This window comes from Paraburkholderia podalyriae (assembly GCF_014397785.1).
GTDB lineage: Bacteria > Pseudomonadota > Gammaproteobacteria > Burkholderiales > Burkholderiaceae > Paraburkholderia > Paraburkholderia podalyriae.
In genome coordinates, this window is record NZ_VZQQ01000010.1 from 33,719 (window position 1) to 57,636 (window position 23,918).

Sequence of the window (23,918 nt, forward strand, 5' to 3'; positions counted from 1 at the left end):
CAATGAATGCGGCGTTGTGTCCTGCCAGCCCGCGTTCCCGCGTTGTCTGGTGCGGCCAGGCTAGAATCGAAGCCTGTCTTGCAGGAACACGATGCAATGAAAACTCTTCTGGCCGTCGCCGCGGCGGTTCTGCTGTTCAGCGCCTGCGCGGGGGGCGGAGCCGGCTCCGGCTCGGCCGGCAGCGGCAGCATCAGCATGTACGGCACCATCGACGAAGGCGTCAGCGTCCACAACTAGGCCCGAGCTTCGGCCATCCTCGCGCCTCGCGCCGCGTCCTCAATCGACGCAGCGCCGCGCGCAATATTGCGCTCGTATAATCGCCTCCTTTCAATGCATCCGATTGACCGGAGTCAAGATGAGCACTGTGCCCGCCGCACCGCTGGACCGTTCGGAAACCACCTTCCGCTTTCTCGCCGAGCCGACCTCGGTCAACTTCGGCGGCAAGGTGCACGGCGGCGCGCTGATGAAGTGGATCGACGAGACCGCCTATGCATGCGCGGCAGTGTGGTCGGGGCGTTATTGCGTGACGGTCAGCGTCGGCAATATCCGTTTCCGCCGGCCGATCCTCGTCGGCAATCTGGTCGAACTGCGTGCGCGCGTCGTCGCGACGGGCCGCACCAGCATGCACATTCATGTGTCGGTGCAGGCGGGCGATCCGAAGGGCGGCGAGCTGCTGCAGACCACCGACTGTCTCGTCGTGATGGTCGCCGTCAACGAGAACGGCCATCCGGTGCCGGTGGCCGCCTTCGTGCCGCAAACGGAGGAGCAGAAACGCCTCGCCAGGTACGCGATGGACGTGAAGGAAGCGCTCGACGCGATCGTCGAGCTGAAGCCGGAAGAAGTCGCGCAGGGAAAGATTTAAGCGCGTCGGAGCCCCGAACGGCGCGCCCCTTTGCGCGCCATTTCTCGGGGCGCCTCGCGCATCGTCATGCCGTGCGCCCGACCATATCTTTCGGTTGCACCCATTCGTCGAACTGCTGCTCGGTGACATAGCCGAGCGCCAGCGCCGAAGCCTTCAGCGTCGTGCCTTCCTTGTGCGCTTTCTTTGCGATCTGCGCGGCCTTGTCGTAGCCGATGTGGGGATTGAGCGCGGTCACCAGCATCAGCGATTCATTGAGCAAGGTATCGATGCGCTCGTGATTCGGCTCGATGCCCACCGCGCAGTTCTCGTTGAAGCTATGCGCGCCGTCGGCGAGCAGGCGCACCGACTGCAGCACGTTGTGCGCGATCATCGGACGGAACACGTTCAACTCGAAGTTGCCGCTCGCGCCGCCGATGTTCACCGCGACGTCGTTGCCGAACACCTGCGCGCACAGCATCGTCAGCGCTTCGGACTGGGTCGGATTGACCTTGCCCGGCATGATCGAGCTGCCCGGCTCGTTTTCGGGGATCGACAGCTCGCCGAGACCGCAGCGTGGGCCGCTCGCGAGCCAGCGGATGTCGTTGGCGATCTTGTTCAGGCTCGCGGCCACCGTTTTGAGCGCGCCGTGCGCGAACACCAGCGCGTCGGCGGCCGCCATCACCTCGAACTTGTTCGGCGCCGACACGAACGGCAGACCGGTCAGCTTGCCGATTGCGGCGGCGACGCTGTCGGCGAACTTCGGATGCGCGTTCAGTCCCGTGCCGACCGCGGTGCCGCCCTGCGCAAGCTCGTACAGGTGTGGCAGCGCCGACTCGACGTGCCGGATGCCTTGCTCGAGCTGCGCGACATAGCCTGAGAATTCCTGCCCGAGCGTGAGCGGCGTCGCGTCCTGCAGGTGCGTGCGGCCGATCTTGACGACGTCGGCGAACGCTTTCGCCTTGCTGTCCAGCGTATCGCGCAACGTTTTCAGCGCGGGCAGCAGATGCGTGACGATGGCGCTCGCGGCGGCCACGTGCATCGCGGTCGGAAACACGTCGTTCGACGACTGCCCGCGATTCACGTCGTCGTTCGGATGCACCTTGCGCGCTTCGCCGCGCTCGCCGCCGAGCAACTCGCTCGCGCGATTCGCGATCACCTCGTTCAGGTTCATGTTGGTCTGCGTGCCCGAGCCGGTCTGCCAGACCGCGAGCGGAAATTCGTCCGGATGCTTGCCGTCGATGATCTCGTCGGCCGCCTGCATGACCGCGCGGGCCTTCTGCTCGTCGAGTTCGCCGAGGCCGAGGTTGACTTCGGCCGCCGCGCGTTTGATCACCGCGAGCGCGGCGATCAGTTCGGGCGACTGCTTCTCGGTCGAGATCTTGAAGTTCTGCAGCGAGCGCTGCGTCTGCGCGCCCCACAGGCGGGCGTTCGGCACCGCGATTTCGCCGAACGTGTCGCGCTCCATCCGTACGTCTTCAGTCATGGTTGACTCCGCTTCTCAAAGTTCCGGGTTGACCGGCAATAAGGAGAATAGACCGGTTAGCGCATTCCGGTAGAAGCCGGCCTGCGGATCGAAAATGTAGGTGCGTGTCTGGCCGTTCTCGACGTCGGTCCAGACGAGCGGCGACAGCGGCGCGCCGATCGAGCGCAGATAGGCGAGCTGGGTCGCGTCGGCGAGCGTCACGTGGTAGCTCTGATCGGGCTGGGTGGCACGCTCGAAGATCCTGGCGACCTGATTCGCGAGTTCGGGGCTGTGGATCACGAGCGCGAGCTCAGTGTTCAGATTGGCCGAGCGCGGGTCGAGGTTCATCGAGCCGATCACGAGAATCTGATGGTCGATCACATAAGCCTTCGCATGCAAGCTCGCGCGCGACCGCGAGCCGACCAGCCCGACGTTCGGCGTGTCCTGGTGCGGCCTGAACTCGTACAGTTCGACGCCCGCCTTGAGCAGCGGCACGCGGAAAGGGCTGTAGCCGGCCTGCACGGCGACCGCGTCGGTGGCCGCGAGCGAGTTGTTCAGCACTGCGATGCGGATGCCGCGATGCGTGAGCCCGCTGGCCGCCTGCACGCCCGACGCGTGCGGCACGAAGTAGGGCGACACGATCAGGAAGTCGTGGTGCGCGTCGCGCATCAGTTCGCGCAGCCGCGCGAGCGGCGGGCTCACGTAGTCGGGCGACGGATGTTCGATCTTCTCCGGCGCGTCCGCGCTGAATTCCGCGCTTGCCCACGTGATGCCGAGTCGCTCGCTCGTGATCTGTGCGGCGAGCGGCGTCGCATTCAGCGGTTTCGCGTTGTACGGATCGGCGTTGCTGCGCCAGTGCTGGCGCAAGTCGTCGCGCGTCTGGTCGAGTTCCTTCTGGTCGAATTTCTGCTTGTTCAGCGCGCGCAGCGGATAGGCGAGGTCGCTGTTCCAGTAGTCGTCGAAGCTCGCGGAGACGTCGGCGACGATCGGTTCCGCCGCGAGTACGTCGAGGTCGCGGAACTGCAGGGTTTCGCTCGCGCTGAAATACTCGTCGCTCAGATTGCGCCCGCCGACGATCGCGAGCTGGTTGTCCGCGATCATCGCCTTGTTGTGCATGCGGCGCGTGAAGTGGCCGATCTGAGTGAACAGGTTCGTGGTGCGCTCGAACATGCCTTGCTGCGGGCTGCCGAACGGATTGAACACGCGAATCTCGATGTTGTCGTGCGAGTTCAGCCCCGCCATGATGCGGTCGATGTCCTTGAAGTTCAGATCGTCGACCAGCATGCGCACGCGCACGCCGTGATCGGCCGCGTACAGCGCGGCGCCGAGCAGCAGCTTGCCGGTGGCGTCCTCCTTGGCGATGTAGTACTGCATGTCGAGGGTTCTGGTTGCGGCGCGCGCGAGCGCGATGCGCACCTGCAGCGCGTCGCTGCCCTTCGCCAGCACGCGAAACCCCGATTGCCGCGGATGCTTCGCCTCGAGCGGCGCGAGCGCTTCGCGCAGCGGCGTATCGGCGGTGGCGGGCAGCGCGTGCGTGACCTTGCGGTCGAACGCGGTGGCGGGCGGCTTCGTCGCGCAGGCGGTCAAAACTGCTGCGGCGCAACAGAGCAGGAAAAATTCTCTCGTTGTGCTGAATAGGAAGCGGCGGCGCGCGGCCCGCCGATGTTGTTCGAATTGGCCCTGCACGCTGTTTTCCCCTTGTTTTGCAAGTTTTTTCGCGTGACGACAGCGAAGGCCTGCACATGCTGTCGAGAAAACCATTCTAAGGGAATTGGGGCGCGTGTTCGTCGTTGCTCCGCGCCGACAGCGCGACGTCGCCGCGCGCGACAGAGATCATCACGCTTCAGCAGTGGGGATACCGCTACTTCGCTCGGACCGACCGCGCATGCGGCGTGACCGATCGTTCCACCGGCGTCTGCCGCCGGCTCAGCCGATGAAAGCGCAGCGTCATCAACAGCGCGACGCTCGCGAGCCCTGCCGCGAGCCCCCACCACAAGCCGCGCGCGCCGAGGCCGGCGTGAAACGCGAGCAGATAGCCGGTCGGAAACCCGATCACCCAGTAGCCGAACGCGGCCGCGATCATCGGCACGCGCGTGTCCTTCAGGCCGCGCAGACAACCGGAGCCCACCGCCTGCATACCGTCGACGATCTGGAAAATCGCCGCCACGCCGAGCAGCGAACTGGCCAGCGCGATGGTCGGCGCGTTGGCCGGGTCGTCGAGATGCAGATACAGGCCGACGATCCAGTGCGGCGCGGTGACCAGCACGAGGCCCGACATCGACATGAAGCCGACGCCGAGCGCGAGCGCGACGAAGCCCGCGTGGCGCGCCGCGAGCGGCTGACCGGCGCCGGCCCAGTAGCCGACCCGCACGTTGGCCGCCTGGCCGATCGACAACGGGACCATGAACGCGACCGACGCGACGTTCAGCGCGATCTGATGCGCGGCCAGTTGCGATTCGCCGAGCAGGCCGACCATCAGGCCAGTGGCAAGGAACAGCGTCGACTCGACGCCGTAGGTGATCGCGACCGGCCAGCCGATGCCGAACAATTCGCCCATCAATGGCAGTTTCGGCCGCGTCGCGACGACGAAATGACGGAAGCGCGGCCGCAGATGCAGCAGCGCCATCAGCACGAGCGCGGTCAGCCATACGGTGATCGTGGTCGCGGCCGCCGAGCCGAGAAAACCGAGCCGCGGCAGCCCGTAGGCGCCGTGAATCAAGCCGTAGTTCAGGAAGCCGTTCACGCCGACGCTCACGATCGACACCCACAACAGGCGCCGTGCCGCGCCGATCGCCGGCAGGAACGAGCGCATCAGGCCGACGCCGATCAGGCTCGCGGGCGCGCCCCAGCGCAGTACCGCCGCGTATTGGCCGACGTTGTGCGCGAGCAGGCCCGGCTCGCCGAACGCGAGCAGGATGTGCGACGCGAACGACAGCAGGCTGAATGCCGGCACCGACAGCAGCACCGACAGCACGAAACCGGTCCAGTAGATATGCGGCACGCGGCCGTCGTCCTGCGCGCCGCGCGCGTGGGCGACGCTGACGCTGACCGAGGTCAGCACGCCCTGCAGCAACGTGACGACGACGAAAAAGAGGTTGGCGCCGAGGCCGCCGGCGGCGAGCGCATCGGGGCCGAGCGAACCGAGCAGGATCGTGTCGGTGACGCTCATCGCCATCTGCGACAGTTGCGCGATCGCGAGCGGCGCGGCGAGCCGCGCGGTGTCGGCCGCGTGGCGGGATAGGGTCGGCGGCCGGCTGGCCGCTCGGGCGAAGCTGGGTTGAGTCATCGAATGCCTGGCGGCGAAAGGTGGCGACAGCGATGGCGACGGCGCTGGCAGCAGCGCGGGACCGGCGCAAGCGGGGGCGCGTACCTCGCGCTGCGCGTTCCGGCGGCGGGGGCGCGGCGGCGAGCCGGTCAGCCGACTACGCGCGCGTGGCGCGGTCCGTCGTATACCTGTCGAAACCGACAGCTTATTGCCTCGCCCGGCCGATGTCGATGGACAACGCACAATCCTGGTGCGCGGCGTCCCGCGAATTTCCGGACTGCCGTCAGCCTTCGTGGACAGCGATCCGCGTATCGCCGAGCAGCACGACCTGGCCCGCGCGGATCTTGCAGGTCTTGCGCGTCTCGACGCGGCCGTCGACCATCACGGCGCCGTCGGCAACCATCATCTTCGCTGAGCCGCCGCTATCCGCGAGGCCCGTGATTTTCAGCAGATTGTGCAGTTCGACGTATTCGCCGGTCAGCGTGAAATTGAGGTTGGGCATCGCATTTGCACCTTGGGGCACGGGTCGCGTTCGGGGTTCGCATCATAAAGCAAGTGCATGCGCCGCGGCGGCGCGGGCCGTTCGACCTGCGCAGGATTCCTCCGAAACGCGCCCCGGCAAGCAAATGAAAGCAGATGTTATTCAGTTATCGGAAACTGAAACGTTCCGTAACGCCGGTCGCGTCGGACGGATTTCACTCCTAAAGTGCAGTTCAGCAGCAAAGCCCGCTGGCATTTCCGGGATCGCTCCCCGGCCACCCATCCAGCGACGTCCAGACCGGGTGAGGCGCGCGGGACATACCGTCATCGCGATGCCGGAAAGTCCGCCCGAGTCACGACAACTTTAGAGAGGAAAGCCATGACCCAGATTCGTTCGCTCCTGATCGGTACCGCCCTCACCGCTTTTGCCGCGACGGCCGCTGTCGCGCAGACAGCACCGGCAGCAGGCATTGGCGGTCACGCGCAAATCCAGACCCAGGGCGCCGCCGACATGGTGCCGCCGTCCGCTGCTGGCGCACAGGGCTTGCAGGCGCCGCCTTCGGCGCAAGGCATGCAGCAAGTCCCCGGCGCGCCCGCCGCGCAGGGCGTCGAGGCGCCGCCGCCGGCCCGTTTGACGGCGTCGGGCTCGACCGACCCGCTCGTGCAGAAGCGCGACGCCGACGCCAAGGCCAACGCCGAGTATCGCGCGGCGAAAAAGTCCTCGAAAGCGGAATTGAAGGCGCAGCAGAAGGCCGCAAAGGACCAGTACAAGGACCAGGTGCGCGGCGCGAAGCTGAACCAGAAGGCGGACAGGCAGACCGCCGATAACGAAATGAAGATGAACATGGAAGGGCAGGCTGCCGCGCAGGCCGATGGCGCGGACGTCAAGCATTAAGCCCTGCTGGATGCGGCGGCGCGTGGCGTTGCGAGGCTCGCGCGCCGCCGACGACTCTCGCTTAACGGGTTGTGCGTCAGGCCACCCGCCTGCCGACGTCTGGCCCCCGCAGATGGGCGCCCGGAAAAAGGGCGCTTGTCGCGTGGGGTTGTATGGATATACAGTGTGCGTCGCATCCTGAAATCCATCCAGCACGCAAAGCCTATCCGTGTCCACCGTCGCCGAATCCGCTCCGTCGTTCGATACCACCTCCTGGCTCGCGAAGCTCAACGACGCCCAACGCGAAGCCGTCGAATACGGGACCGACACGCCAGACGCGCTGCCCGGCGCGCTGCTCGTGATCGCGGGCGCCGGCTCCGGCAAGACCAACACGCTGGCGCACCGCGTCGCCAATCTGGTGGTGAAGGGCGCCGATCCGCAGCGCATCCTGCTGTTGACCTTCTCGCGCCGCGCGGCGCTCGAAATGACCCGCCGTGTGACGCGCATCACGGCCGCCGCGGCCACCTCCGTCGGGGCCCGCGCCGCGCTTGCGCAAGGGCTGACGTGGGCGGGCACGTTTCATAGCGTCGGCGCGCGGCTGTTGCGCGAATACGCGGATCTGATCGGTCTCGCGCCCGCGTTCACGATCAACGACCGCGAAGACTCCGCCGACCTGATGAACCTCGTGCGCCACGAGCTCGGGCTGTCCGCCAAGGAGCGGCGTTTTCCGGCGAAGGGCACCTGCTTCGCGATCTACTCGCGCGTCGTCAACACCGGCGCATCGCTCGGCCAGGTGCTGGAGCGCGCGTTTCCGTGGTGTCGCGAGTGGGAGGAGGATCTGCGCCGGCTGTTCGCCGCCTACTTCGACGCGAAACAGAAGCAGAGTGTGCTCGACTACGACGATCTGCTGCTCTACTGGTCGCACATGGCCGGCGAGCCCGCCATCGCGGCCGATCTGTCGGCGCGCTTCGATCACGTGCTGGTCGACGAATATCAGGACACCAACCGCCTGCAGGCGTCTATCCTGCTCGCGCTGAAGCCGGACGGCCGCGGGCTGACCGTGGTTGGCGACGACGCCCAGTCCATCTATTCGTTTCGCGGCGCGACCGTGCGCAATATCCTCGACTTCCCCGCCCAGTTCGAGCCGCCGGCGAGGCAGGTCACGCTCGAGCGCAACTATCGCTCGACCGAGCCGATTCTTGCCGCGTCGAACGCGGTGATCGAGCTCGCGAGCGAGCGCTACACAAAGAATCTGTGGACCGACAAGGCGTCGGCGCAGCGCCCGCGCCTCGTCACGGTCGCTGACGATGCCGCGCAAGCCCGCTACATCGTCGAGCAGGTGCTCGAAGCGCGCGAGCAGGGCGTGAAGCTGAAGTCGCAGGCGGTGCTGTTTCGCGCCGCGCATCACAGCGCCGCGCTCGAGATCGAACTCACGCGCCGCAATATCCCGTTCGTCAAGTTCGGCGGGCTGAAATTTCTCGACTCGGTGCACGTGAAGGACGTGCTCGCGGTGCTGCGCTGGGCCGAGAATCCGCGCGACCGCGTCGCCGGGTTTCGGGTCGTGCAGCTGCTGCCGGGTGTCGGCCCGGGTACCGCGGCGAAGGTGCTCGACGACATCGCCGCGCGCGCGGATGGCGGCGATCCAGTCGCGACCGCCGGCGGCGTACTGGCCGCGTTTGCGGCGCCCGCTCGCGCGCAGGAAGACTGGCATCCGTTCGTCCGGCTGATGTCGGGTGTCTACGGGCGGCAAACGCCGTGGCCCGCCGAGTTCGAAATGGTGCGGCGCTGGTACGAGCCGCATCTCGAGCGCAATCACGAAGACGCCGCGATTCGTCACGCGGACCTGCTGCAAATGGAAAGCATCGCGGGCACGTATCCGTCGCGCGAGCGTTTCCTGACCGAGCTGACGCTCGACCCGCCCGATGCCACCAGCGACGAATCCGGCGTGCCGCTGATCGACGAGGACTACCTGATCCTGTCGACGATTCATTCGGCGAAGGGCCAGGAGTGGCGCAACGTGTTCGTGCTGAACGGCGTCGACGGCTGCATTCCGTCGGATCTCGGCACCGGCAGCGACGCGGAAATCGACGAGGAGCGGCGCCTGCTCTACGTGGCGATGACGCGCGCGAAGGAAGACCTGCATATCGTCGTGCCGCAGCGCTTTTACGTGCACAACCAGACGCATCTGGGCGACCGGCACGTGTGGGCGTCGCGCACGCGCTTCATCGCCACGCCGATGCTGCCGCTGTTCGATGCCTACGCATGGCCGCGCGTGCCCGTGGCGAGCGCGCCTGGCGCGGCGGGACTAGCCGCGGCCGCGCAGGCGAAGATCGAGATCGCGGCGAAGCTCAGGAAGATGTGGGATTGAGCGGGTAGCGCCGCGTTGCGGCTGATGCGCGGGTGCGCGGATGCGCGTCGATACACGCTCAGCGCGACTGCCGCTGCTGTTGCTGCGCGACCGGAGGAGGCGGCACGAAGAAATTGCGCAGCCATGCCGCGAGTCGCGAGAACACGTCGTACGGCTCCTCGACGAAAATCTCCGGCTTCAGGAGCCGCAGATACTCCATGATCTGCTGCGCTTCCTGCTTCTGGAACGTGCCGTGCGAAATGCCGAGCCGCAACAGCCCGCGCAGTTCGCCGAGCTTCTCGCGAGCGGTGCTGCCCACACTCGTCTCGCACGCGACCTTCGCCTCGTAGACGCGTTGGCGCAGCGATTCGACGAGCCGCCACGCCGGCGTCTGCATCACTTCCTCCAGCGCCTGGATATCCTGCACCGTGCTCTTGATCTGCGAGGCGAGCGGGTCGACCAGCGTCGTGTCGCCTTCCGCTTCCTTGACGATCGCGGCCGCCCAGTCGCGGCATTGCTTGGTGAGCTCCTCGGGCGTCCATTCCGAGCGCGCTGCGAAACCGAAGCCAAACTCGCTCGCCTGCCGCAACAGGATCGACACGACGTCCGGAAACTCCTTGTCGAGCGTGCGTTTGGCCCACGCGTACTGACCGCCCTGCAGCATCCGCTGCACCGCGTGCTCGGTTAGCGGCACCATGTTGTCGAGCAGCTTCGCGCGCAAGAAATCCTCGAACGACGGCGTCGCGAACTGCGGATCGAGCTTCAGCGAGACCCGCAAGAAGGCATCGAAGTCCTTGCGCAGCGACGCGACGGTCTCGTCCTTGAGCTTCAGGGTGATTTGACCCATGTGTTATCCCGTTTAATGCGGCCACGCGCGGCGCGGCGTCGCAAGATCGCCCAGCCACTCGCGGACCGGGCGACGCGACGCCGGCTGCCGACGCGCTTGATTCATACCTTTAGCCGCATAACCAGCGGGACGACTCCCGATGAGCGGACCTCGACTGCATATCGGCGGGGTGGCGGGAAACTTGAGGGCGGCCCGGCGACGCGCGGGCGCTTTGGAGGGAAGATTCGAGCGCTCGCGGGCCGCGGCACCGCGGCCCGCAGCGGAGCGAGCTGTCGACGGACCGCTGACGAGTTGTTCAGCGCAGAGAAGGCGCGCTTACTTCAGCACCGCGCACTGCCACACGAAGAACACGGCCAGACCGACAGCGATCGTCAGCAGCGGCCGGCGCGTCAGCGCACTGACGACGATCGCGGCGAGCGCGCCGACCAGTTGCGGATTGCGCCAGCTCAACTCGGCGTCGTTGCCGTGCGGCGACACGGCCATCGGGACGATGATCGCGGTCAGCACCGTAACCGGCACGAAGCTAAGCGCGGTGCGCAGAAGCGGCGGGAACACGAGCCGGTCGCCGAGCACGAACACGGTCGCGCGGATCAACCATGTAATCGCGGCCATGCCGACGATCAGAACGACGTAGTTCATCGTGTGGCCTCCACGGTACGGCGCGCGCCGCGCAGGTTCAGACGCGACATCGACAGCAGCACGCCGACCGCGACTCCCGCGAACACCGCGCCGAGCAGACCGAGCTTGTACGGCCAGGCCTGCCAGAAAAACGCCAGCGTGCCGGCGGTGGCGGCCGCTGCGATATAGCGCAGCGCGACCAGTTGCGGCACGACGATCGCGATGAACGTCGCGACCATCGCGAAGTCGAGACCGAGCGATTGCAGGCCCGGGAAGGCCGCGCCGAACAGCAGGCCGGCGACGGTCCACAGCTGCCAGTTCAGATACATCGCGACGCCGGCGCCGAAGAAATAGTACGGGCCGACCGTGCCGGGCTCGCGGTGCCGGTAGTGCTCCCACGCGACCGCGAAGACCTCGTCGGTCAACAGCGCGCCGAGCGCCCAACGCCAGCGCTTCGGCAGATGCGCGACGTGCGGCGCGAGCGTGGCGCTATACAACACATGACGCAGGTTGACGACGAACGTGGTCGCCCAGATCACGGCGAAGCTCGCATGCCCGGCGATGAGGCCGAGCGCGATGAACTGCGCGGAGCCCGCGAAGACGACGAGCGACATCAACTGGCCGTGCCACAGGTGCAGCGGGCCGGACGTCACGAGTGTGCCGAAAATGACGCCGAACGGGGCGGCGCCGACCATCATCGGGATGATGTCGCGCGCGCCGGCGGCGAATTCTTTGAGATGGCCGGCCCGGGTAGGCTGGCCTTGGGTGGGATCGGTCAATCTACGCCTCCTTGATTCCGGAAGCATAGCGGCTGACGGGCGTTCGAACTTGTACGTTCTTGCGGCGGGTTGCTGGTGGATGGAGGGTCGAGGCTCAGGGGTCGCAGTGAGACGCTGATGGCGCGCCGTGCGAGCGTCGGTGGTGCCGCATCGCGTTACGAGCCCCGTTGCGTGCCTTGCCATTGACCTGGCGGCACGCCGAACATGCGCCGGAAATGCCGCGTGAAATGGCTCTGATCGGTGAAGCCGCTCGCGGCGGCGACGTGCGTTACGGGGACGCCGGCGCGCAACGGCGCGAGCGCGCGCTGCAGGCGCACCTGATTGCGCCACGCGTGAGGCGGCAGGCCCGTCGATTGCGCGAACAGCCGCGCCGCATGGAACGGCGATAGACCCGCCGCCCTCGCGACCTCGGCCAGCGTCACCGGTTCGACGAGATCGCCGGTCAGACGCTCCTGCATCAGTGCGACGCGGGTGTCGTCGGCGGCGACGCGCGCGCAAGCGGGGCGCGTCTGCGCGTAGCGGACCAGCAACGTGGACAGTGCGTCGAGCATCGCGGCTTCGGCGGCGAGCGCGTCGTCGCCGGCTTCGAGCAGACGATGGGCGTGCGCGAGCCGCGTCGCGAGATCGGCATCGCGGATCACACCGGGTGCGAACCAGGGCAACGCCTGCGGCTTGCCGGCGACTTCGTCGGCAAGCGCGCGGAGGAACTCGACCGGCGCATACATCACGCGATACCGCCAGCCGGCCTCGACCGCCTTCGACCCCGTGTGCAACTCCCCGGGATTGATGACCGGCACGCTGCCCGCTTCGGCGACATGGTTCTCGCCGCGATACCGGTAGCATTCCGCGCCCGCGACGATGACCGGGATCGTGTAGGCGTCGTGCCAATGCGGCGCGAACTCGTGGTCGTGATATTCGGCGGTGAGCAGATCCGCGCCGGGCAGCAGCGGCGTGCGCCAATAACGGGCGGAATCGCGGAAACGAGGGGTGGCGGTCATGACGAAGGTTCAGCTGGACCGGTCAGTTTAGCGCGTCGTTATCGGGGACGGCGGCGGGTGCGCCCGCGCGCCGCTCGCGCCGTCATGTGGCCGTCCTTGCTCTTATTTGACCGGAATCGTCGTGCCGGCAGGCATCGGCACGGCGCTCACGCTGTTTTTCGCGCTGCCGCTGACCACGCGGTCGCTGTAGGTCAGATAGACGAGGGCGTTGCGCTTCGTGTCGACCACGCGCACCACGTGCAGCGACTTGAAGATCAGCGACATGCTGACCGAAAACACATCGTCCTTCCGCTTGACGGGGCCGGTGAAATGCAGCCCCCCGACTTGGCGACACGCGATCGACGCCTCGGTCGGATCTTCGGCGATGCCGAGCGTGCCTTTGACGCCGCCGGTGCGTGCGCGCGACACGTAGCAGGTGATCCCTTGCACGACGGGATCGTCGTACGCCTCGACGACCACGCGGTCGGAGCCGGTAACGTGAAAATTCGTGTTGACGCTGGCGATTTCTTCGCCATGCGCCGAATAGAGCAGCAGTGCACCGACGGTCGCGAGCGCGATGCGTAGCGAGGTGGATTTCATGAGCGTGCCGGTTTAAGTGTCGGGAGTGGGCCGGCGCTAGAACGGGGGAAACGTGCGCCGTAAATCCGCCATCGTATAACGGCGCACCGCGCGCGGGAGGCTATCGATCAGGCCGCAAAAACAAAAAGGCCCGCACGGATGCGGGCCTTTCAAATTCTTGGCTCCTCGACCTGGGCTCGAACCAGGGACCTACGGATTAACAGTCCGGCGCTCTACCGACTGAGCTATCGAGGAACAGCAATACAACTCGATCTACATAAAAAAGCCCGTCTTGGTTAACGGGCTTTTGCAATTCTTGGCTCCTCGACCTGGGCTCGAACCAGGGACCTACGGATTAACAGTCCGGCGCTCTACCGACTGAGCTATCGAGGAACAGAAAAACAACAGCAGAGAAGCGAAATTGTAGGGGCAGCTTAAACGTCTGTCAATACCTCTGCGTTCACCTCGATATTAAATCTGAACGGCCAACTCAGGCGACAGGAGGCCGCGCTCAGCGCGCGAGCAGCGCGAGCTTTTCCTTCACATCCTTGAATTCGTCGGCTTCCGGCAGCGGCGCCTTGGTCTTCGTGATGCTCGGCCACGCTTTCGCCAGGTCGGCGTTCAGCGGGATGAAGTCCTGCTGGTCGCCCGGCACGTCTTCTTCGGCATAAATGGCGTTCACCGGGCACTCGGCCACGCACACGGCGCAGTCGATGCATTCATCGGGGTCGATCGCGAGGAAGTTGGGACCTTCGCGAAAGCAGTCCACCGGGCACACATCGACACAGTCGGTATAGCGGCACTTGATGCAGCTTTCGGTCACAACGTGAGTCATTCAGGCAGCTCCTGCATGCGGAATCGGGGAAGGCGCGGACGCCAAAAGAGTTATTGTAACGTAACGTCAAGAGCCGGATAAAGCATCGGGCCATGCGTTTTATATGTTTTTGTGATTAGTTTATGGGGTGCTGCGAGCGGCCGTGGACAGCCGGCGAAGGGCCGGTGGCACGATGGATGCGGATGCATTCGGGTAACATGCGTCAGGTTGGCGCGCCGCTCGGCTCAGCGCGTCCGTTGCAAGGGTGCTGTGAGCCCTTTTCGCTTTTTCAGCGGTCCAGTTCGTACCATCATGATTATTACTTCGCTGCTCGATACCGATCTGTACAAGTTCACGATGATGCAGGTGGTGTTGCATCACTTCCCCGCCGCCAACGTGGAGTACCGCTTCCGCTGCCGCACACCGAACGTCGATCTGGTGCCGTACATCGACGAGATTCGCGACGAAGTGCGCAAGCTTTGCGAACTGCGTTTCACCGACGACGAACTCGACTACCTGCGGCGCATGCGCTTCATCAAGGGCGACTTCATCGAGTTCCTCGCGCTGATCCATCTGAACGAGAAGTACATTTCGATCGCGCCGTCGCCGAAGGGCAATGGCGAAATCGACATCGACATCAAGGGGCCGTGGCTGCATACGATCCTCTTCGAAATCCCGGTGCTCGCGATCGTCAACGAAGTCTATTTCCGCAACACCCAGCAAACGCCCGACTATCACGTAGGCCGCGGCCGTCTCCTCGACAAGATCCAATTGCTTGGCGCCCGTCCGGAATTCGCCGACTGCAAAATCGCCGATTACGGCACGCGCCGTCGCTTCTCGAAACAATGGCACGAGGAGGTGATCCTCACGCTGAAGGACGGCCTCGGCGAGCAGTTCGCCGGCACGAGCAACGTCTTTTACGCAATGAAGCACAGCCTGACGCCGCTCGGCACGATGGCCCACGAGTACCTGCAGGCCTGTCAGGCGCTCGGTCCGCGATTGCGCGACTCGCAGATCTTCGGCTTCGAGATGTGGGCGAAGGAGTATCGCGGCGACCTCGGGATTGCGCTCTCCGACGTCTACGGGATGCAGGCGTTCCTGCGCGACTTCGACATGTACTTCTGCAAGCTGTTCGACGGCGCTCGCCACGATTCCGGCGATCCATTCGACTGGGGCGAGCGCCTGCTCGAGCATTACGAGGCGAACCGCTGCGACCCGCGCACGAAGGTCCTCGTGTTCTCCGACGCGCTCGACATCCCGAAGGTGCTGCAGCTGTACGAGCGCTTTCGCGGCCGCTGTAAGCTCGCGTTCGGCGTGGGCACCAATCTGACCAACGACCTCGGCTACAACCCGCTGCAGATCGTGATCAAGATGGTTCGTTGCAACGGTCAACCGGTCGCGAAATTGTCGGACTCGCCGGGCAAGAACATGTGCGAGGACAAGGCATATCTCGCGTATCTGCGGCAGGTGTTCGGTATCGCGCAGCCGGAAGAAGAGGCGGCGAAGTAGTGCGCTTCGGGGCCTGCTTTTCGGTTTATCGCCTGTTCGTGATCTGCTCGCGTTCGGGGTGGCGTGGCGAACAGTGTCGCCGCGCTATCGACAGGCGGCAATATGCCGTTCGGCCAGGCTGTTCGCGTGGACGGCGGCCGGTATAATCCGCGCCATATCGCACGGCTGTCGACACGAGGATTTCGCCAATGGACACATCGATTGCCCGCCGCAACATCCTGGCGCGCATCCGCGCCGCGCAAGGGCGCGAGCCCGAGCCGAGCGCCGCCGAGCGCGAAGCCGCAGCGGACTATCTCGCGCGTCATCCAACCGGTCCGCGTCCGGACATGCCCGCCGATCTGCGTGCGCGTTTCATCGACGAAGCGCAGAAAATGGCGACCACCGTCGACACCGTTCAAACCCTGGCCGATGTACCCGCCGCCGCGCATCGCTATCTGACGGAACACGGCTTGCCGTTGCAGGCCATCGCGTGGCAAACGCTGCGCGATCTGCCGTGGGCCGAAGCCGGCCTTGCCGTCGAATTTCGCAAGCCGCAAGACAATGACGTGGTCGGCCTCACCGGCTGCTTCTGCGCGACCGCGGAGACCGGCACGCTCGTGTTGCTGTCCGGTCCCGACACGTATGCGTCGGCCGGGCTGCTGCCGGAGACGCACATCGCGATCGTGCCGGGCTCGCGCATCGTCGCGGGTCATGAAGAGGCGTTCGACCTGATCCGCAAGGAACGCGGCGAGCTGCCGCGCGCGGTCAATTTCGTATCGGGGCCATCGCGCACCGGCGACATCGAGCAGACCATCGTGCTGGGCGCGCACGGCCCTTACCGGGTGCATGCGATCGTCGTCCAGGATGCTTGAACGCGTCGCGCGGCGGCGTGCCAACGCATACGCAACACACGCGGTATCTGTCGTGCGCGCGGTTGCAAACCGTCGCGTGGCCTGTATCGCGATGAATTCGCAGGCCGGACGCGTGGGCCTGTGGCTCGCCGTTGCTTCGATGGTCGCGCTGTGCTCGCCGTCGGTGCAGGCCGCGACGCTCGACGGCGCGCGCTTGTCGGCGCTATGGGGCTTGCCCTTCGCGGGTGTGCTGCTGTCGATCGCGATCTTTCCGCTGATCGCGCCAGCCCTCTGGCATCACCACTTCGGCAAGATCGCGGCGGCATGGGCGCTCGCGTTCGTCGCGCCGTTTGCCGTGAGCTTCGGCGCCAACGCGGCGCTCGGCGCGCTCGCGCATGCCATGCTCGACGAGTACATCCCGTTCATCATCCTGCTGACCGCGCTGTATACCGTCGCGGGCGGAATCTGCGTGCGCGGCAATCTGCATGGCACGCCGCGCCTGAACACCGCGATTCTCGCGCTCGGCACCTTGCTCGCGAGCGTGATGGGTACGACCGGAGCGGCGATGCTGCTGATCCGCCCGTTGCTGCGCGCAAACGACAATCGCCGCCACGTGACCCACGTGGTCGTGTTCTTCATCTTCCTCGTCGCGAACGTCGGGGGCGCGCTGTCGCCGCTCGGCGATCCGCCGCTGTTCCTCGGCTTCCTCGAAGGCGTGAGCTTTTTCTGGACCACCACGCATCTCGCGCGGCCAATGCTGTTCGTGAGCGGCATGCTGCTCGCCGCGTTCTATGCGCTCGACTCGTATTACTTTCACCAGCGCGAGGAGGTGCGTTCAGCGTTCCTCGATCCGACGCCCGATGGCGCGCCGCTCGGCATCGACGGCAAGATCAATTTTGTGCTGCTCGCCGCGGTGATCGCGCTCGTGCTGATGAGCGGATTGTGGCGCCCGCAAATCGCGTTCGACGTGTTCGGCACGCACGTCGCGTTGCAAAACATCGTGCGCGACGCAGCGCTGATCGTCGTCACGCTGCTGTCGCTCGCCTTGACGCCGCGCGCGGCCCGCGCGGGCAACGACTTCAACTGGGCGCCGATCGAGGAAGTGGCCAAACTGTTCGCCGGCATCTTCGTGACGATCGTGCCGGTCATCATGATCCTGCGCGCGGGAGAGGCCGGCGCATTCGCGGGCATCGTCCATCTGGTCAACGATCCGTCAGGAGAGCCGCGCGACATCATGTACTTCTGGGCCACCGGCCTGCTATCTTCGTTTCTCGACAACGCGCCGACCTACCTCGTGTTCTTCAACCTGGCCGGCGGCGACGCGCAGGCATTGATGAGCACCGGAGCGACCACGCTCGCGGCGGTTTCGGCCGGCGCCGTGTTCATGGGCGCGAACACCTATATTGGCAACGCGCCTAACTTCATGGTGAAGGCCATGGCGCAATCGCGCGGTGTGCGCATGCCGAGTTTTTTCGCGTATCTGGGCTGGTCCGGCGCCGTGTTGCTGCCGCTGTTCGCGCTGACCGGCTGGCTCTTTTTTGGACGCTGACTCTGCAACGCCGAGGCATTCCCTCGACGTGCGATACGGAGACTTGCAATGCAGAAAATCCTCGTTGCCCGTCCGATCTTTCCCGACGTGATCGATCGGCTGAAGCAGTACTTCGATGTCGACTGGAACGACGGCGACGTGTTGCCCGCCGACGAGCTGAAGCGCCGTCTCGCGGACAAGGACGGAGCGCTGACGGCTGGCGACATGATCGATGCGGGCGTGCTCGCCGCGGCGCCGCGTCTGCGCGTCGCGTCGAACATGGCGGTCGGCTACAACAACTTCGACATGGCCGCGTTCAACGCGGCGAACGTACTCGGCACCAATACGCCGGACGTGTTGAACGAATCGACCGCCGACTTCGGCTGGGCGTTGATGATGGCCGCCGCGCGCCGCATCGCCGAAGCGGAGCACTGGTTGCGCGCCGGGCATTGGCAGAAGTGGAGCTACGACGGCTTCCTCGGCAGCGACCTGTACGGCTCGACGCTCGGCGTGATCGGCATGGGCCGCATCGGCCAGGCGCTCGCGCGGCGCGCGCGGGGCTTCAACATGCGGGTCATCTATCACAACCGTTCGCGCGTCGCGCCGCAAATCGAGGCCGAACTGAACGCGGAGTACGTGTCGAAGCAGGATTTGCTGCGGCGCGCCGACCACGTCGTGCTGGTGCTGCCGTACACGAAAGACAATCATCACACGATCGGCGCGGCCGAACTCGCGCTGATGAAGCCGAGCGCGACGCTGACGAACATCGCGCGCGGCGGTATCGTCGACGATGCGGCATTGGCCGATGCGCTGCGTGACAGGCGCATCGCGGCGGCCGGTCTCGACGTGTTCGAAGGCGAGCCGCAACTGCACCCGGCGCTGCTCAACGTGCCGAACGTCGTGCTGACGCCGCACATCGCGAGCGCGACCGAAGCCACCCGCCGCGCGATGGCGAATCTCGCCGCGGACAACCTGATCGCCGGCCTCGGCGCAGGACCGCGCGCCGGTCAGCCGCCGAATCCGATCAACCCCGACGTGATCGGCCGAGCGCGTTCATGACGATGACTCTGGTGGTGGCCGTCGCGGTGCTGGCGGTCGCCCTCGTGATCGCACTCGCGTTGCTGCTGCGCGGTCACGATCGCACGGAGCAGCACGAGCAGTTTGAGATGCTGAACGAACGCGTCGATGCCGTCGTCGACGCCCAGGCGCATACCGCCGAGCGGCTCGAGCGGCAACTGCGCAACGACATCGCCGAGACCGCGCGTGTGTCGCGCACCGAGCAAAGCAGCGGCTTCGCGCATTTTCAGCAGACGCTCGCCGCGCAATTCACCAGCATGACGACGGTGCAGGGCGGGAAGATCGACGGCTTTGCGCAGCAGTTCGACGCCGTGCGTCACAGCCTGCAGGCACAGGCGCAGCAGGCGCGCGAAGAGCAAGGGCGTTCACTGAAGCAGTTCGGCGACACGCTGAGCCTGCAACTCGGGCAACTGACCGAGGCGAACGATCGGCGCTTCGCCGAAGTGCGCGCGACGATCGAGCAGCGTCTGAAGGACATCGAGGCGAACAACGCAGCGCGGCTCGAGGAGATGCGCCGCACCGTCGACGAAAAACTGCATGCGACGCTCGAACAGCGTCTGGGCGAATCGTTCAAGCTCGTGTCCGACCGACTCGAACAGGTGCATCGCGGCCTCGGCGAAATGCAGACGCTGGCGGCCGGCGTCGGCGATCTGAAGCGCGTGCTGACCAACGTGAAGACGCGCGGCACGTGGGGCGAAGTGCAGCTCGAAGCCTTGCTCGAACAGCTGCTGACGCCCGATCAATACGCGAAGAACGTTGCGACGGTGCCGAAGAGCGCCGATCGCGTGGAGTTCGCGATTCGGCTGCCGGGGCGGCCGGAGCCCAGCGGCGCGAATACGCCGGTCTGGCTACCGATCGACGCCAAATTCCCGCGCGAGGATTACGAGCGGCTGATCGAAGCGCAGGAGCGCGCCGATCCGGCCGCGGTCGAGGAAGCATCGCGCGCGCTCGAAGCGCGAATTCGCGCGGAGGCGCGCACCATCGCGGAGAAGTACGTGGCGCCGCCGCATACGACCGACTTCGCGCTACTGTTCCTGCCGACCGAAGGGCTATACGCGGAGGTACTGCGCCGGCCGGGGCTCTCGGATCTGCTACAGCGCGACTATCGCGTGACGATTGCGGGGCCGACCACGTTGACCGCGTTGCTCAATAGCCTGCAGATGGGTTTCCGCACGCTCGCGATCGAAAAGCGTTCGAGCGAGGTCTGGCAGGTGCTCGGCGCGGTGAAGACGGAGTTCGGTAAATTCGGCGACGTGCTCGCGAAGACCAAGGCGCAGCTCGAAACCGTCACGCGTTCGATCGAGGCCGCGGAAACGCGCACGCGCATGATGAACCGCAAGCTGCGCGACGTCGAGGCGTTACCGGGCGACGAGGCGAGTGAGTTGCTCGGCGATGCGTTGTCGGGTGCAGAGCCTGATGAGCAATGACGGATGAGGCGCTGGAATTCAGGCCGGTCGTGGCGGCGCGGATCGTCGCGGGCGTTACGCTTCTTCCGGTGCGTCGGCCAGATGGATTTCGATGCCACCGAAGCGCGACGCGACCCAGTTGTATGCGTGACACGCGATCCACAACAGCACGAAACCGAGGATCGCGTTCAACAGCAGCGCACTGAACACCGTGCTCAGCTCCACCGAGCCATAGCGCACGAACGCGACCAGCACGCCGAGCAGCACGATCGGCACCGAGAACGTCAGATACACGAGAATCAGCGCTTTGGCCGTCTGTCCCGGTGCGATGAACGAGATCTGTTTTTTCATGTAAGTCAAACCCCAGTGTGTCGTAGTAGTGATAGTGGGTGGAGTATCGATCAGGTGCCGCCGTGATGCCGGTGTTATGCGATAGATGCGCCGCGCGAGAGCTCAGATGAGACCGTCGAACAGCATGATCGACACGCGCTCGCCGACGTCGATGTCGCCCTCGTCGTGGCCGAGCACGATGAAGCAGTTCGCTTCGCTCATCGAACTCAGCACGCCCGAGCTTTGCGACCCGGTCGGGTGCACGTGCCAGTGTCCGTGCGCGTCCTGTTCGGCGATGCCGCGCTGGAATTCGGTGCGACCCGCGCTCTTGCCCAGCGCCACACGGGTCGTCGCGTGAATCACCGGCAGCGGCCGCGGCGTCGCGCCGGCCATCAGCAGCAGCGCTTCGCGCACGATCTGATAGAACGTCACCATCACGGCGACCGGATTGCCGGGCAGGCCGAAGAATAGCGCAGGATTGCCGAGCCCCGCCTGCGCGCCGGACCACAGGCGGCCGAACGCGAGCGGCCGGCCGGGGCGCATCGCGAGACTCCAGAAGGCGACGTCCCCGAAGGTCTGCAGCAGTTGCTTCGTGAAGTCCGCTTCGCCGACCGACACGCCGCCCGAGGTCAGCACCACGTCGGCGTTGGCCGCGGCACTGCGCAGCGCGGCTTCGAGCGTGTCCGGCTCGTCGCGCACGACGCCGAGATCGAGCGTGTCGACGTTCAGGCGCCGCAGCATCGCAAACAGCGTGTAGCGGTTGCTGTCGTAGACCGAGCCAGCGTCGAGCGGTTCGCCGAGCGAGCGCAGTTCGTCGCCGGTCGACAAGAACGCGACGCGCAGACGCCGCCGCACGCTGACTTCGCCGATCCCGAGCGACGCGAGCAGACCGAGGTCCGACGCGCGCACGATGCGTCCGGCGTGCAGCGCGAGGTGGCCGCGCGCGAGATCCTCGCCGGCGCGGCGGCGGTTCGCGCCCGCCGTGACCGCGCTGGCCGCGAAGCGGATCGACGGGGAATCCGCGCTGTCGCGCTCCACCCGTTCCTGCGGCACGACGGTGTCGCAGCCGGCGGGCATGCAGGCGCCGGTCATCACGCGCACGCACTGGTTCGCCGCGACCCGGCCCGCAAACGGATGGCCGGCGAGCGCCTTGCCGGCGACCGTCAGCTCGACACGGCTCGCGTCGCCTCGCATACCGCCCGCGAGCGCCGCGTGATTGAACGCGTAGCCGTCCATCGCGGAGTTGTCGTGCGCGGGTACGTCGATCGGCGACACGATGTCGGCGGCGAGCACGCGCTCGAGCGAATCACGCAACGCCACGCGCTCGATGGCCGCGACCGGCGTCGCCCACTGCCGGACAATCGCCTGAGCGGCCGGGACGGGTAGCGCGTGAGGATCGTACTGCGCGACGCAGCGTGAAAAGTCGTTGAGCGTGGTCATGAATGGCTGGGCGTCGCGACCGGAGACGGGCGCGGCTGTTGCCGTGCGGCCGGAGCGGATGTCAGCCGGGGCCTCGATTACGTTCGAGGTCGGCGAGTTCTTGTAACGAGTTGGCATTGTAGAACGCGCGCTCGTCGGTAAAGACGACTTCGACCGTCCTGTGGCGCGCGTACCACGCGCGGACCTTGCGCTCGCCGGCGGCCAGAAACGCTGCCAGGTCGTCCGCGACGGCGGTGCGCATCAGCGCGAATACCGGGTGCAGCGAGGTTTCGCCACGGCTGTCGACGGTGGTGACGGTGGCGATGTCGGCGTCGTTCGCATCGAGCGCGTGCGCGAGGCGCGCGGCGAGGTCGGCCGGCAGCCACGGCGAATCGCAGGGCGCGCTCAGCAGGTACGCGGTGCCGGTGGCGCGCAGTCCGGCGAGCATGCCGGCAAGCGGGCCGGGGAAGTCGGGGAGGGTGTCGGCGACGAGCGTCGCGCGATACGGCAAGCCGAGCGCCGCATAGGTATGGGGATGGCGGTTCGCGCTGATCATCAGCGGGCCGGTCTGCGGCGCGAGGCGCCGCAGCACGTGCGCGGCGAGCGCTTCGCCGTGCAGCGGCTGCAGCCCCTTGTCGACGCCGCCCATGCGCGTGCCGCGCCCGCCCGCAAGCACGAGGCCGGTGATCTGTTCGCGGGTGATGGACATGCGTCGGCCGCTCAGCCGCCGATGTAGGACATTTCGACGCGACGCCCGGCAGGCTCGCCCGAATCGGCCGGTTGGCTGCTGCGCAACTGCGAATAACGGTCGCCGCGGCCTTGCCAGATCTCGGCGATAGCGGTGGCGATCTCGGCGTCGCTCGCGCCGCCGCGCAGCAGCGCGCGCAGATCGTGACCGGTCGATGCGAACAGGCACAGATACAGCTTGCCCTCGGTCGACAAACGCGCGCGCGTGCAGTTGCCACAGAACGCGCGCGTGACGCTCGAAATGACGCCGATCTCGCCGCCGTCGACATAGCCCCAGCGCTGGGCGGTTTCGGCGGCACTGTGCGCTTCGAGCGGCACGAGCGGGAAATGCTCGGCGATGCGCGTGACGACGTCGGCGGAAGGCAGCACTTCGGTCATGTTCCAGCCGTTCGAGGTGCCGACGTCCATGTATTCGATGAAACGCAGCACCGCGTCCGTGCCTTTGAAATGACGCGCCATGGGCACGATTTCGCCGTCGTTGGTGCCGCGTTTGACGACCATGTTCACTTTCAGCGGCGCGAGCCCGACCGCGTGCGCGGCGGCGATGCCGTCGAGCACGTCGGCGACCGCGAAGTCGGCGTCGTTCATGCGGCGGAACAGGGCGTCGTCGAGCGCGTCGAGGCTGACGGTCACGCGCGTGAGGCCGGCGTCCTTCAGGCTGCGCGCCTTGCGCGCGAGCAGCGACCCGTTGGTGGTCAGCGTGAGATCGAGCGGACGGCCCGTGGGCGTGGTCAAGCGGGCGAGCCGGTCGATCAGGAATTCGAGGTTCTTGCGCAGCAGCGGCTCGCCGCCGGTCAGACGAATTTTCTCGACGCCATGGGCGACGAACAACTGCGCGAGCCGCTCGATCTCTTCGAAGCTCAACAGCGCGCTGTGCGGCAGGAACGCATAGTCCTTGTCGAATACCGCGCGCGGCATGCAGTAGACGCAGCGGAAGTTGCAACGGTCGGTCACCGAGATGCGCAGATCGCGCAGCGGACGCGCGAGCGCATCGTGCAGCACGCCGCTAGGCGTCTGCGCCGGGCCGGTGATGACCGGCGCCGCGCTGAGATCGGCAACGGGGATGATGCGTCGGGACATGAAGTGCTTTGTCAGGTGCGTGGACGGACAGCGAATGATTAATTCTATCGGAAATGCCCGTGGCGGCAGGTGGGCGACGCACGTTGTCGGGGTATACGGGGAGCGGCAT

Annotated in this window: 23 protein-coding genes and 2 tRNA genes; 9 read left to right on the forward strand and 16 right to left on the reverse strand. The window is 66.2% G+C overall.

The features are described from left to right. Positions 1 to 96 precede the first annotated feature (96 nt). Together F6X42_RS13845 and F6X42_RS13850 are read left to right on the forward strand one after the other, a co-directional pair. Complete coding sequence (locus F6X42_RS13845) at positions 97 to 237, forward strand: hypothetical protein (RefSeq protein ID WP_187634772.1); 141 nt, start codon at positions 97 to 99, stop codon at positions 235 to 237. Positions 238 to 355: 118 nt separating this feature from the next. Further along, positions 356 to 862 carry an acyl-CoA thioesterase gene (locus F6X42_RS13850; RefSeq protein ID WP_187634773.1) on the forward strand — a complete coding sequence of 169 codons (507 nt, stop codon included), beginning with the start codon at positions 356 to 358 and terminating at the stop codon, positions 860 to 862. A gap of 64 nt (positions 863 to 926) precedes the next feature. Here F6X42_RS13850 and fumC read toward each other — a convergent pair whose 3' ends face one another. From fumC to F6X42_RS13870, 4 genes are all read right to left on the reverse strand, one after another. Further along, the gene (gene fumC / locus F6X42_RS13855; RefSeq protein ID WP_187634774.1) at positions 927 to 2,324 is read right to left on the reverse strand and encodes a class II fumarate hydratase; all 1,398 of its coding nucleotides are present in this window, start codon (positions 2,322 to 2,324) and stop codon (positions 927 to 929) included. A gap of 15 nt (positions 2,325 to 2,339) precedes the next feature. Beyond that, positions 2,340 to 4,064 (reverse strand): phospholipase D family protein, encoded by a 1,725-nt coding sequence (locus tag F6X42_RS13860; protein ID WP_246530094.1) that lies wholly within the window; start codon positions 4,062 to 4,064, stop codon positions 2,340 to 2,342. A gap of 100 nt (positions 4,065 to 4,164) precedes the next feature. Further along, positions 4,165 to 5,589, reverse strand: coding sequence for an MATE family efflux transporter (locus F6X42_RS13865; protein ID WP_187634776.1), 1,425 nt, complete (start codon positions 5,587 to 5,589; stop codon positions 4,165 to 4,167). 262 nt (positions 5,590 to 5,851) lie between these two features. Then, the gene (locus tag F6X42_RS13870) at positions 5,852 to 6,070 is read right to left on the reverse strand and encodes an RNA-binding S4 domain-containing protein (protein WP_013090085.1); all 219 of its coding nucleotides are present in this window, start codon (positions 6,068 to 6,070) and stop codon (positions 5,852 to 5,854) included. A 357-nt stretch (positions 6,071 to 6,427) separates the two neighbouring features. On the opposite strand from F6X42_RS13870, the gene F6X42_RS13875 reads away from it, so the two are divergent. Further along, positions 6,428 to 6,943: a hypothetical protein gene (locus F6X42_RS13875; protein WP_187634777.1), complete on the forward strand. Its 516-nt coding sequence runs from the start codon at positions 6,428 to 6,430 to the stop codon at positions 6,941 to 6,943. A gap of 208 nt (positions 6,944 to 7,151) precedes the next feature. Beyond that, a complete protein-coding gene (locus F6X42_RS13880) occupies positions 7,152 to 9,290 on the forward strand; it encodes an ATP-dependent helicase (protein ID WP_187634778.1) in 2,139 nt (712 codons plus the stop codon). A 58-nt stretch (positions 9,291 to 9,348) separates the two neighbouring features. Here the strand turns inward: F6X42_RS13880 and F6X42_RS13885 are convergent, their stop codons facing one another. The 8 genes from F6X42_RS13885 to fdxA all read right to left on the reverse strand — a co-directional run bounded on the left by F6X42_RS13885 (position 9,349) and on the right by fdxA (position 13,904). After that, positions 9,349 to 10,116: a DUF4088 family protein gene (locus tag F6X42_RS13885; RefSeq protein WP_187634779.1), complete on the reverse strand. Its 768-nt coding sequence runs from the start codon at positions 10,114 to 10,116 to the stop codon at positions 9,349 to 9,351. Between the two features lie 315 nt (positions 10,117 to 10,431). After that, positions 10,432 to 10,755: a branched-chain amino acid transport AzlD family protein gene (locus F6X42_RS13890; RefSeq protein WP_187634780.1), complete on the reverse strand. Its 324-nt coding sequence runs from the start codon at positions 10,753 to 10,755 to the stop codon at positions 10,432 to 10,434. Continuing rightward, positions 10,752 to 11,513 (reverse strand): AzlC family ABC transporter permease, encoded by a 762-nt coding sequence (locus tag F6X42_RS13895; protein ID WP_187634781.1) that lies wholly within the window; start codon positions 11,511 to 11,513, stop codon positions 10,752 to 10,754. The genes F6X42_RS13890 and F6X42_RS13895 overlap by 4 nt, the downstream gene beginning before the upstream one ends. A gap of 155 nt (positions 11,514 to 11,668) precedes the next feature. Then, positions 11,669 to 12,511, reverse strand: a complete 843-nt coding sequence (locus tag F6X42_RS13900; protein WP_187634782.1) for a helix-turn-helix transcriptional regulator — start codon at positions 12,509 to 12,511, stop codon at positions 11,669 to 11,671. A 102-nt stretch (positions 12,512 to 12,613) separates the two neighbouring features. Then, positions 12,614 to 13,090, reverse strand: a complete 477-nt coding sequence (locus F6X42_RS13905) for a CreA family protein (RefSeq protein WP_187634783.1) — start codon at positions 13,088 to 13,090, stop codon at positions 12,614 to 12,616. A 158-nt stretch (positions 13,091 to 13,248) separates the two neighbouring features. Continuing rightward, a tRNA-Asn gene (locus F6X42_RS13910) sits at positions 13,249 to 13,324 on the reverse strand. A 62-nt stretch (positions 13,325 to 13,386) separates the two neighbouring features. Then, a tRNA-Asn gene (locus tag F6X42_RS13915) sits at positions 13,387 to 13,462 on the reverse strand. A 118-nt stretch (positions 13,463 to 13,580) separates the two neighbouring features. After that, positions 13,581 to 13,904, reverse strand: a complete 324-nt coding sequence (gene fdxA / locus F6X42_RS13920) for a ferredoxin FdxA (RefSeq protein ID WP_187634784.1) — start codon at positions 13,902 to 13,904, stop codon at positions 13,581 to 13,583. A gap of 291 nt (positions 13,905 to 14,195) precedes the next feature. On the opposite strand from fdxA, the gene pncB reads away from it, so the two are divergent. The 5 genes from pncB (at position 14,196) to F6X42_RS13945 (ending at position 20,254) form a co-directional block, all read left to right on the forward strand. Next, on the forward strand, positions 14,196 to 15,392 hold the full coding sequence (pncB, locus tag F6X42_RS13925; protein WP_187634785.1) for a nicotinate phosphoribosyltransferase: 1,197 nt from the start codon (positions 14,196 to 14,198) through the stop codon (positions 15,390 to 15,392). Between the two features lie 188 nt (positions 15,393 to 15,580). Then, positions 15,581 to 16,243 carry a LutC/YkgG family protein gene (locus F6X42_RS13930; protein ID WP_187634786.1) on the forward strand — a complete coding sequence of 221 codons (663 nt, stop codon included), beginning with the start codon at positions 15,581 to 15,583 and terminating at the stop codon, positions 16,241 to 16,243. Between the two features lie 91 nt (positions 16,244 to 16,334). Further along, the gene (locus F6X42_RS13935) at positions 16,335 to 17,771 is read left to right on the forward strand and encodes a sodium:proton antiporter (protein ID WP_187634787.1); all 1,437 of its coding nucleotides are present in this window, start codon (positions 16,335 to 16,337) and stop codon (positions 17,769 to 17,771) included. Between the two features lie 48 nt (positions 17,772 to 17,819). After that, entirely contained in the window at positions 17,820 to 18,809 is a 990-nt protein-coding gene (locus tag F6X42_RS13940; RefSeq protein WP_187634788.1) for a 2-hydroxyacid dehydrogenase, read from the forward strand. Next, on the forward strand, positions 18,806 to 20,254 hold the full coding sequence (locus F6X42_RS13945) for a DNA recombination protein RmuC (RefSeq protein ID WP_187634789.1): 1,449 nt from the start codon (positions 18,806 to 18,808) through the stop codon (positions 20,252 to 20,254). The genes F6X42_RS13940 and F6X42_RS13945 overlap by 4 nt, the downstream gene beginning before the upstream one ends. Before the next feature lie 54 nt (positions 20,255 to 20,308). Here the strand turns inward: F6X42_RS13945 and F6X42_RS13950 are convergent, their stop codons facing one another. The 4 genes from F6X42_RS13950 to moaA form a co-directional block, all read right to left on the reverse strand. Continuing rightward, positions 20,309 to 20,584: a hypothetical protein gene (locus F6X42_RS13950; protein WP_094782810.1), complete on the reverse strand. Its 276-nt coding sequence runs from the start codon at positions 20,582 to 20,584 to the stop codon at positions 20,309 to 20,311. A gap of 102 nt (positions 20,585 to 20,686) precedes the next feature. Then, positions 20,687 to 22,003, reverse strand: coding sequence for a molybdopterin molybdotransferase MoeA (moeA, locus tag F6X42_RS13955; RefSeq protein WP_187634955.1), 1,317 nt, complete (start codon positions 22,001 to 22,003; stop codon positions 20,687 to 20,689). 61 nt (positions 22,004 to 22,064) lie between these two features. Further along, positions 22,065 to 22,691 (reverse strand): molybdenum cofactor guanylyltransferase MobA, encoded by a 627-nt coding sequence (gene mobA / locus F6X42_RS13960; RefSeq protein ID WP_187634790.1) that lies wholly within the window; start codon positions 22,689 to 22,691, stop codon positions 22,065 to 22,067. 11 nt (positions 22,692 to 22,702) lie between these two features. Continuing rightward, positions 22,703 to 23,809 (reverse strand): GTP 3',8-cyclase MoaA, encoded by a 1,107-nt coding sequence (gene moaA, locus F6X42_RS13965; protein ID WP_187634791.1) that lies wholly within the window; start codon positions 23,807 to 23,809, stop codon positions 22,703 to 22,705. Positions 23,810 to 23,918 lie beyond the last annotated feature (109 nt).